We start from the raw sequence: 8,165 nt of genomic DNA, 5'->3' as shown, positions 1-8,165 counted from the left end.
GTCGTTACCCTCCCCTAGGCATCGCGTACGGATCACCCGGTCCGCACGGGCTGCCGCCCACACCCTCTGGATACACACCGAAGGAGCGCCATCATGGCCGCCACTCAGGAAGAGATCGTCGCGGGTCTCGCCGAGATCGTGAACGAGATCGCCGGGATCCCCACCGAGGACGTCCAGCTGGACAAGTCCTTCACCGACGACCTGGACGTCGACTCGCTGTCCATGGTCGAGGTCGTCGTCGCCGCCGAAGAGCGCTTCGACGTCAAGATCCCCGACGACGACGTCAAGAACCTCAAGACCGTCGGCGACGCCACGAAGTACATCCTCGACCACCAGGCCTGAGCCACCCGCTCGGACCAGTAGGTCAGTCGCTCCGCCACCCGGCGGTGGCGCCGCTGAATCCCTCGCATCCGTTGGAGAAAGAATTCCTGTGAGCTCGACCAATCGCACCGTGGTCGTCACCGGTATCGGCGCAACCACACCGCTGGGTGGCGACGCGACGTCCACCTGGGAGGGCCTGGTCGCCGGACGTTCCGGCGTCAAGCCCCTCGAACAGGAGTGGGCCGCCGAGCAGGCGGTCCGCATCGCGGCCCCCGTGGCCGTGGAGCCGGGCGAGGTCATCCCCCGCCCGCAGGCCCGCAAGCTGGACCGCTCCGCGCAGTTCGCGCTGATCGCCGCCCGTGAGGCGTGGGCCGACGCCGGCTTCACCGACAAGGCGGGCGAGGACGCGAGCATCGACCCCGACCGGCTCGGCGCCGTCATCGCGTCCGGCATCGGCGGCGTGACCACGCTCCTCGACCAGTACGACGTGCTGAAGGAGAAGGGCGTCCGCCGCGTCTCCCCGCACACCGTGCCGATGCTGATGCCCAACGGCCCGTCGGCCAACGTGGGCCTCGCCGTGAACGCCCGCGCGGGTGTGCACACCCCCGTCTCCGCCTGCGCGTCGGGCGCCGAGGCCATCGGGTACGGCATCGAGATGATCCGCACCGGCCGCGCCGACGTCGTCGTCTGCGGCGGCACCGAGGCGGCCATCCACCCGCTGCCCATCGCCGCCTTCGGCAACATGATGGCGATGTCCAAGAACAACGACGACCCGCAGGGTGCCTCGCGCCCCTACGACACCGCCCGGGACGGCTTCGTCCTCGGCGAGGGCGCCGGTGTCATCGTCCTGGAGTCCGCCGAGCACGCCGCCGCGCGCGGCGCCCGCGTCTACGCGGAGGCCGTCGGCCAGGGCATCTCCGCCGACAGCCACGACATCGTGCAGCCGGAGCCCGAGGGCCGCGGCATCGCGCAGGCCCTGCAGAACCTGCTGGACGGCTCCGACCTGGACCCGGCCGAGATCGTGCACGTCAACGCGCACGCGACGTCGACGCCGGCCGGTGACGTGGCCGAGCTGAAGGCGCTGCGCAAGGTGTTCGGCGACGACACGGACCACTTCGCCGTCTCCGCGACGAAGTCGATGACCGGTCACCTGCTCGGCGGTGCAGGCGGTATCGAGTCGGTCGCGTCGATCCTCGCGCTGTACCACCGGGTCGCCCCGCCGACCATCAACGTGGAGAACCTCGACCCGGAGGCCGAGGCCGCCGCGGACATCGTCCGCGGCGAGGCCCGCAAGCTGCCCGTCGAGGGCCGCATCGCCGCGCTGAACGACTCGTTCGGCTTCGGCGGACACAACGTCGTGCTGGCGTTCCGGTCCGTCTGACGCGCCGTAGCACGCCGCGGTACCGAGAAGGGGCCCGCCGGGATCTGATCCCGGCGGGCCCCTTCTTCCGTCGTCCGCGGTCGTCCGCGGTCGCCCTCGGTCCTCACACCACCTGGTGGAGCCATCGCACGGGGGCGCCCTCACCCGCGTAGCGGAAGGACTCCAGCTCGTCGTCCCAGGGCTTGCCGAGCAGCCGGGCGATCTCGGACTCCAGGTCGCTCTCGCCGCCCTGCGAGCGGGTCAGGGCGGCGCGCAGCCGGTCCTCCGGGATCAGGATGTCGCCGTGCACACCGGTGACGGCGTGGAAGATGCCGAGCTCGGGGGTGGCGCTGTAGCGCTCGCCCTCGGCGGCGGCGCAGGGCTCGGCCGTGACCTCGAAGCGCAGCAGCTGCCAGCCGCGCAGCGCGGAGGCGAGCTTGGCGGCGGTGCCGGCCTGGCCCCGCCAGGAGAACTCAGATCTCCAGGTGCCGGGCGCCGCGGGCTGCCTGATCCAGTCCAGGCCGACGCGCGCACCGAGCACGCCCCCGACCGCCCACTCGACATGCGGGCACAGCGCGCGTGGCGCGGAGTGCACGTAGAGAACTCCACGTGTCGTCACCGGGACCTCCCGTGTCGGCCGGATCGAAGAGACCGAAAAGGCTCTGACAAAAAGGGACACATCTGACGTGTTGTAATTTAGCGGAACCGGTACAGCGAGATCTCACCGGGTCGACCGGGGACCCCGGGGCCGAGGCTATCGCGCAGCGATGCAAGGAGTGTGTCGTACTGTCGGTCCCGGGGCGCACAAACACCGACCTTTCACCCGGCGGGGCGCAACCCCGGCCCCGCGTACGGCGTCAGACGGAGCAGTACGGGTGTGCGGTACAGGTGTGCGGTACGGGTGTGCGGGCGGCGACGGCGAGCGAGAGGACCAGGGATGCGGGCGCGGAGTCACCGGTCGTTCTCCGCCAGGGTCCTCGCCGGTGTGACGGCGGCCGTGCTCGGGGTCTGCGCGCTCACCGCCTGCTCGGGCTCCGGCGACGAGTCGGCGGGCTCCCGCGGCGGCCGTTCCTCCCCGTCCCCCTCGCCCACGCCCGCCTGGGACACGAGCCCGGACTCGGTCGCGGCGGTCGGCGACTCGATCACGCGCGGGTTCGACGCGTGCAGCGTGCTCTCCGACTGCCCCGAGGTGTCGTGGGCGACGGGCACGGACGCGGACGTGCGCAGCCTCGCCGTCCGGCTGCTCGGCACGAGCCGGGCCCGGACGCACAGTTGGAACTACGCGCGGACCGGGGCCCGGATGGAGGACCTGCCGGGGCAGATGGCGCGGGCGGGCGCTCACCGGCCGGAGCTGGTGACGGTGATGGCGGGCTCCAACGACGCGTGCCGGCCGACCGCGACGTCGATGACCCCGGTGGACACGTTCCGCTCGGACTTCGAGGAGTCGCTGCGCAGGCTGCGCGCGGCGGCGCCGAAGGCGCAGGTGTACGTGATGAGCGTGCCGGACCTGAAGCGGCTGTGGTCCGAGGGGCGGGGCAGCGCGCTCGGCAAGACGGTGTGGAAGCTGGGGATCTGCTCATCGATGCTGGCCGATCCGGACGCGTTCGACGCGGCGGCGGGCGCCCGCAGGGACCGGGTGCAGGAGCGGGTGAAGGCGTACAACAAGGTGCTCGCGGACGTCTGCGCGAAGGACGACCGGTGCCGCTACGACGGGGGCGCGGTCTTCGGGTACCGGTTCGGGGAGCGGCAGTTGAGCCACTGGGACTGGTTCCACCCGAGCCGCGACGGACAGGCGCGGCTCGCGGCACTGGCCTACCGCGGGGTGACCTCGAAGGAGCCCGGGGCGTGACCGCGCGGGGCCCGGCGTAGGGTCTCGCTCATGCGCAGCGAACTTTTCGGCACACTTTCCCACAGCGGCGACCACGCGGCGGAACGCACCGAGGTCCACCGCTGGACCCTGGAGCGGGACGGCGTCCGGGTCCGCGTCCTCACCTACGGCGGGATCGTGCAGTCCGTCGAGGTGCCCGACCGGGACGGGGCCGTGGCCGACGTGGTGCTCGGGTTCGAGGACCTGGACGGGTATCTGACGCACCCGGGGCCGTACTTCGGGGCGCTGGTGGGCCGCTACGCGAACAGGATCGCGCAGGGCGGTTTCCCGCTCGACGGGCAGGCGTACTCCCTGGCCCGGAACAACGGGACGAACGCGCTGCACGGCGGTGCGCTCGGCTTCGACAAGCGGGTGTGGGCGGCGCAGGCCGCGGGGCCGCACGCGCTGCGGCTGAGCCGGGTGTCGCCGGACGGCGAGGAGGGCTTCCCGGGCCGCCTGGAGGTCGTGGCGACCTACGCGCTGGAGCCGGGCGGCGCGCTCAGCATCAGCTACGAGGCGGTCACGGACGCGCCGACGGTGGTGAACCTGACCAATCACACCTACTGGAACCTGAGCGGCCGCGGCGCCGGGAGCGCGGCCGGGCACGAGGTGCGGGTCGACGCGTCGCGGGTGACCGAGGTGGACGGCGACCTGGTGCCCACGGGCGCGCTGCCCGAGGTGGCGGGGACCCGCTTCGACTTCCGGCAGCCGCGCAAGGCCGGGCCCGGCTACGACCACAACTACGTGCTGGACAAGGGCGTGACGGCCGCCGCGGTGGAGGTCGCCGCGCTGCACGACCCGGCGTCGGGCCGCACGCTGAGCGTCGCGACGACCGAGCCGGGGGTGCAGCTCTACACGGCGGACCACTTCGACCCGGAGCTGCCGTTCGCGCCGGGGGACGGGATCGCGCTGGAGACCCAGCACTTCCCCGACTCCCCGAACCGGCCGGAGTTCCCGTCCACCGTGCTGCGGCCGGGCGAGACGTTCCGGTCGCGGACGGTGTACGGGTTCGGCGCGGTCTAGAAGGCCGGCCCGGTCAGGTCGGGCCGGATCGGGCCGGATCGGGCCGGGTCGGGTCGGGCCGGGTCAGACGGTCAGGGTCGTGGAGACCCGGCCGTCGGTGAGCGAGCGGCCCGCGGTGAGCGTGTGGGCGCCCGCCCGCAGCGTCCAGCCGCCGCCCGCCTCGTCCCACGTCTCGAAGGCGCGGCGCGGGAGTTCGACGACCGCCTCGGTGCTCTCGCCGGGGGCCGCGGTCACGCTCGCGAAGCCGGCCAGGGTCCGGGTGGGGCGGTCCGTGCCGGGCTCGGCCGGCGCCAGGTAGAGCTGGACGGTCTCGCGGCCCGTGCGCCCGCCCGTGTTGCGGACCCGCACGGTGGCGGTGCGGCCCGTGACCTCGATCGACTCGTACTCCCATGTCGTGTAGCCCAGGCCGTGGCCGAAGGGGTAGGACGGGGTGGCACCGGCCCGGTCCCAGGCGCGGTAGCCGATGAACACGTCCTCCTCGTAGACGAGTCGGCCGCCGGCCGGGGTGACCTCGGTGACGGGGGCGTCGGCGAGGGCGCCCCAGGTGGTGGGGAGCCGGCCGCCGGGCTCCTCGGCGCCGAGCAGGACGTCGGCGAGGGCGGCGCCGCCCTCCTGGCCGGGGAACCAGCTGAGCAGCACGGCGGCGACCTCGTCCCGCCACGGCAGCTCCACCGGGGAGCCGGAGTTGACGACCACGACCGTGCGCGGGTTGGCCGCGGCGACGGCGCGCACCAGGTCGTCCTGGCGGCCCGGCAGCCGCAGGTCGGGGCGGTCGAAGCCCTCGGACTCGACGCTCTCGGTGGTGGCGACCACGACGACGGCCACCTCGGCGTCGCGGGCCGCGGCCGCCGCCTCGGCGATCAGCTCGTCGGGGTCCCGGCGCGGGCCGAGGTGCAGGAAGCTGAACACGACGGCGGGCAGCGGGGCCTCGAAGTCCGGGTCGAGCGGGTGCAGCAGGGACACCTCGACGGGCTCGCCCGCGGTGAGGGTGACCCGGGCGCGCTCCTGCGGGGCGCCGAAGAACGAGCCGAACGGGTCGGACTCGTCGCCCATCTGCTGGACGCCGTCGTAGACGACGGTGCCGTCGACGGTGAGCGTGAAGCCGCCGAGGCCGCGGGTGCCGAAGGTGTGCTCGCCGCTCTCGCGCGGGGTGAAGGTGCCCTTGATCTCGATGCTGCGCAGCGTCTCGTGGGTGACTCCGGCGGGCAGGTCGTCGCCCATCCACTGCACCTGCCCGTTGGGCAGGGAGCCCTCGCCGAGGACGGTGCCGGCGGCGTCCCGGCACACCGCTCGCAGGGTGAACCCCTGGTCCGCCGGGGCGAGTTCACCGGCCGGGTCGGCGCCGACCGCGTAGGTCACGTGCGGCGCGGCGGCGCGCAGGCCGTCGAGCGGGGAGACGACGTGGGCGGGGAAGACGGTGGCGGAGCCGCCGCCGAGGACGCGGGCGTCGCGGGCGGCGGCGCCGACGAGGGCGATACGGGCGTCCGGACGCAGCGGCAGGACGCCGGAGTTGCGCACGAGGACGAAGGCGCGGCGGGCGATCTCGCGGGCCAGCGCGGCCCCGTCGACGGGGGCGGGCGGCGCGGTGACGACGGGCTCGGCGCCGTCGAGGGCGCCGACGCGGGCGGCGAGCCGCAGGACGTTGCGCACGGCCGCGTCGACCTCGGACTCCTCCACCTCGCCGGCCCGGACGGCGGCGGCGAGCGGCGGCCCGTACACGGTGCGCGGCCCGGGCATCGCGACGTCGAGGCCGCCCGTGATGTCGCCGGTGGTGGAGCGGGCGGCCATCCAGTCCGACACGTTGAACCCGTCGAAGCCCCACTCGCCGCGCAGCACCTCGTTCACGAGGTGGCGGTGCTCGGTCATCGTCGTGCCGTTGACCGTGTTGTAGGCGGTCATGATGCCCCACGGGTGCGCGTTCTCGACGATGGCCTCGAAGGGGGCCAAGTACAGCTCGCGCAGGGCACGCGGCGAGACGATGTTGTCGACGGTGAAGCGGTCGGTCTCCGCGTCGTTGGCGACGAAGTGCTTGACGGTGGTGCCGACGCCGCCGGACTGGACGCCGCGGACGTAGCCGGTGCCGATGGCGCCGGTCAGGTACGGGTCCTCGCTGTAGGCCTCGAAGTGGCGGCCGCCGCGCGGGGACCGGTGCAGGTTGACCGTCGGGGCGAGCAGCACGTGGACGCCCTTGCGGCGGGCCTCCTGGGCGAGGAGCACGCCGGCCCGGTGGGCGAGGCCGGGGTCCCAGGTGGCGGCGAGCGCGGTCGGCGACGGCAGGGCGATGGAGGGGTCGTCGGCGGTCCAGCGGGTGCCGCGCACGCCGATCGGGCCGTCGGACATCACGAGCGAGCGCAGCCCGATCGCGGGCAGCGCCGGCAGGGACCACATGTCCTGGCCGGACAGCAGCCGGGCCTTGTCGTCGAGGTCGAGCTTGCCGAGGGCCTCCTCGACCACCCGCTCACGGGCCCGCTCGCCGTCGTCTGAACTGTGGACGTCCGCCTGGTGCGCCATGCCGGCGCCTCCTCTTCGAGGTCACGTTCGGGGTTCGGTGGGACCATCCTGCACCCCCTCCCTGTTGATCGGTAGGTTTTGTTATGCCTCCGTGATTTTCCCTTCCTCGGGGTGCCTCCGTGGTGCCGTACGGTGACTGACATGAGCAGCACCAGAACCGCCAGGAGCGAGGGACGCCGGGCCGAGATCCTGCGGGCGGCGTTCGAGGTGATCGCGGAGCGCGGGTACCGGGGGGCGAGCCTCGCGGCGGTCGCCGAGCGGGTGGGGCTGACGCAGCAGGGGCTGCTGCACCACTTCCCCACGAAGGAGGCGCTGCTCGTCGCCGTCCTGGAGGCGCGGGACCAGTGGGACGCGGTGCCGCCGGGGCACCGGCTCCGGCTCGACCTGCTGGGCTCGCTGGTGGAGTACAACGCGATGCGCCCGGGCCTCGTGCAGACCTTCTCGGCGCTGCTCGGCGAGTCCGTCTCCGAGGGGCACCCGGCCCGGGAGTTCTTCACGCACCGCTACGACGCGGTGCGGGAGTCGATGGGCGAGGTGCTCCGCGCGGAGTACGGGGACCGGCTGCCGGGCGGACTCACGCCGGAGCGGGCGGCGCCGCTGCTCGTGGCCGTGATGGACGGGCTCCAGTACCAGTGGCTGCTCGACCCCGACGGGGTGGACATGCCGGGCGCGTTCGGCGACTTCCTCGACCTGCTCGGCGCCGGGGACGCGCCGTGAGACCTCACTGGTCCCAGGCCACCGCCAGGGACTTGCCGACGGCGCAGACGACGGCGAGGACGGCCGCCCAGACGTACTGACCGGACAGGGCGAGGGCGGCGACTCCCGCCCCGAACCAGACCAGTTCGAAGGCGACGCGGGCGGCTCCGCGGGTCTTCCAGCGGGCCTTCGGCGAGCCGAACAGGGCCCATGCCGTGATCATCACCGCCAGGCCGAGCAGCCCGTAGAGCCAGGCGAGGGGGGTCGCGACGTCGCGGGTGAAGCCGTAGGCGCCGACCGCGCCGAGGGCGGCCATCTCGATGACGAAGAGGACGGCCAGGTTCGCTGTCCTCATCGCGTGCCGTCCGCCGTGCGCGGGTCCGCCGT

8 protein-coding genes are annotated in these 8,165 nt (G+C 73.6%); 5 read left to right on the top strand and 3 right to left on the bottom strand.

The window, feature by feature from the left end; genetic code table 11:
- The first annotated feature begins 93 nt into the window (after window positions 1-93).
- Window positions 94-342 (top strand): acyl carrier protein, encoded by a 249-nt coding sequence (locus tag GTW43_RS11290; RefSeq protein WP_018530896.1) that lies wholly within the window; start codon window positions 94-96, stop codon window positions 340-342.
- Between the two features lie 88 nt (window positions 343-430).
- Window positions 431-1,702: a beta-ketoacyl-[acyl-carrier-protein] synthase family protein gene (locus GTW43_RS11285; protein ID WP_161301521.1), complete on the top strand. Its 1,272-nt coding sequence runs from the start codon at window positions 431-433 to the stop codon at window positions 1,700-1,702.
- 103 nt (window positions 1,703-1,805) lie between these two features.
- Here the strand turns inward: GTW43_RS11285 and GTW43_RS11280 are convergent, their stop codons facing one another.
- On the bottom strand, window positions 1,806-2,300 hold the full coding sequence (locus GTW43_RS11280; RefSeq protein WP_161301520.1) for a DUF3145 domain-containing protein: 495 nt from the start codon (window positions 2,298-2,300) through the stop codon (window positions 1,806-1,808).
- A 318-nt stretch (window positions 2,301-2,618) separates the two neighbouring features.
- Here GTW43_RS11280 and GTW43_RS11275 point away from each other — a divergent pair, with 318 nt between their 5' ends.
- Together GTW43_RS11275 and GTW43_RS11270 are read left to right on the top strand one after the other, a co-directional pair.
- A complete protein-coding gene (locus tag GTW43_RS11275; RefSeq protein ID WP_161301519.1) occupies window positions 2,619-3,530 on the top strand; it encodes an SGNH/GDSL hydrolase family protein in 912 nt (303 codons plus the stop codon).
- A gap of 30 nt (window positions 3,531-3,560) precedes the next feature.
- Complete coding sequence (locus GTW43_RS11270) at window positions 3,561-4,571, top strand: aldose epimerase family protein (RefSeq protein WP_161301518.1); 1,011 nt, start codon at window positions 3,561-3,563, stop codon at window positions 4,569-4,571.
- Window positions 4,572-4,634: 63 nt separating this feature from the next.
- Here the strand turns inward: GTW43_RS11270 and GTW43_RS11265 are convergent, their stop codons facing one another.
- Window positions 4,635-7,082 (bottom strand): glycoside hydrolase family 3 C-terminal domain-containing protein, encoded by a 2,448-nt coding sequence (locus GTW43_RS11265; protein WP_161301517.1) that lies wholly within the window; start codon window positions 7,080-7,082, stop codon window positions 4,635-4,637.
- A gap of 141 nt (window positions 7,083-7,223) precedes the next feature.
- Between GTW43_RS11265 and GTW43_RS11260 the strand changes: the two genes are divergently transcribed.
- Window positions 7,224-7,799 (top strand): TetR/AcrR family transcriptional regulator, encoded by a 576-nt coding sequence (locus GTW43_RS11260; RefSeq protein WP_161301516.1) that lies wholly within the window; start codon window positions 7,224-7,226, stop codon window positions 7,797-7,799.
- Window positions 7,800-7,803: 4 nt separating this feature from the next.
- Here GTW43_RS11260 and GTW43_RS11255 read toward each other — a convergent pair.
- A partial coding sequence (locus GTW43_RS11255; RefSeq protein ID WP_343245968.1) for a YrdB family protein occupies window positions 7,804-8,165 on the bottom strand: 362 nt, incomplete at its 5' end.

This window comes from Streptomyces sp. SID5785 (assembly GCF_009870065.1).
In the GTDB taxonomy this organism is placed as follows: domain Bacteria; phylum Actinomycetota; class Actinomycetes; order Streptomycetales; family Streptomycetaceae; genus Streptomyces.
Note: the sequence above shows the minus strand (reverse complement) of the source record. Positions and strands in the feature narration are given on the sequence as shown.

What these genes read in the sequence shown, in the direction of transcription:
- GTW43_RS11290 (WP_018530896.1), top strand. Translation starts at nt 94, where the DNA reads ATGGCCGCCACTCAGGAAGAGATCGTCGCGGGTCTCGCCGAGATCGTG.
- GTW43_RS11275 (WP_161301519.1), top strand. Translation starts at nt 2,619, where the DNA reads ATGCGGGCGCGGAGTCACCGGTCGTTCTCCGCCAGGGTCCTCGCCGGT.
- GTW43_RS11270 (WP_161301518.1), top strand. Translation starts at nt 3,561, where the DNA reads ATGCGCAGCGAACTTTTCGGCACACTTTCCCACAGCGGCGACCACGCG.
- GTW43_RS11265 (WP_161301517.1), bottom strand. Translation starts at nt 7,082, where the DNA reads ATGGCGCACCAGGCGGACGTCCACAGTTCAGACGACGGCGAGCGGGCC.
- GTW43_RS11260 (WP_161301516.1), top strand. Translation starts at nt 7,224, where the DNA reads ATGAGCAGCACCAGAACCGCCAGGAGCGAGGGACGCCGGGCCGAGATC.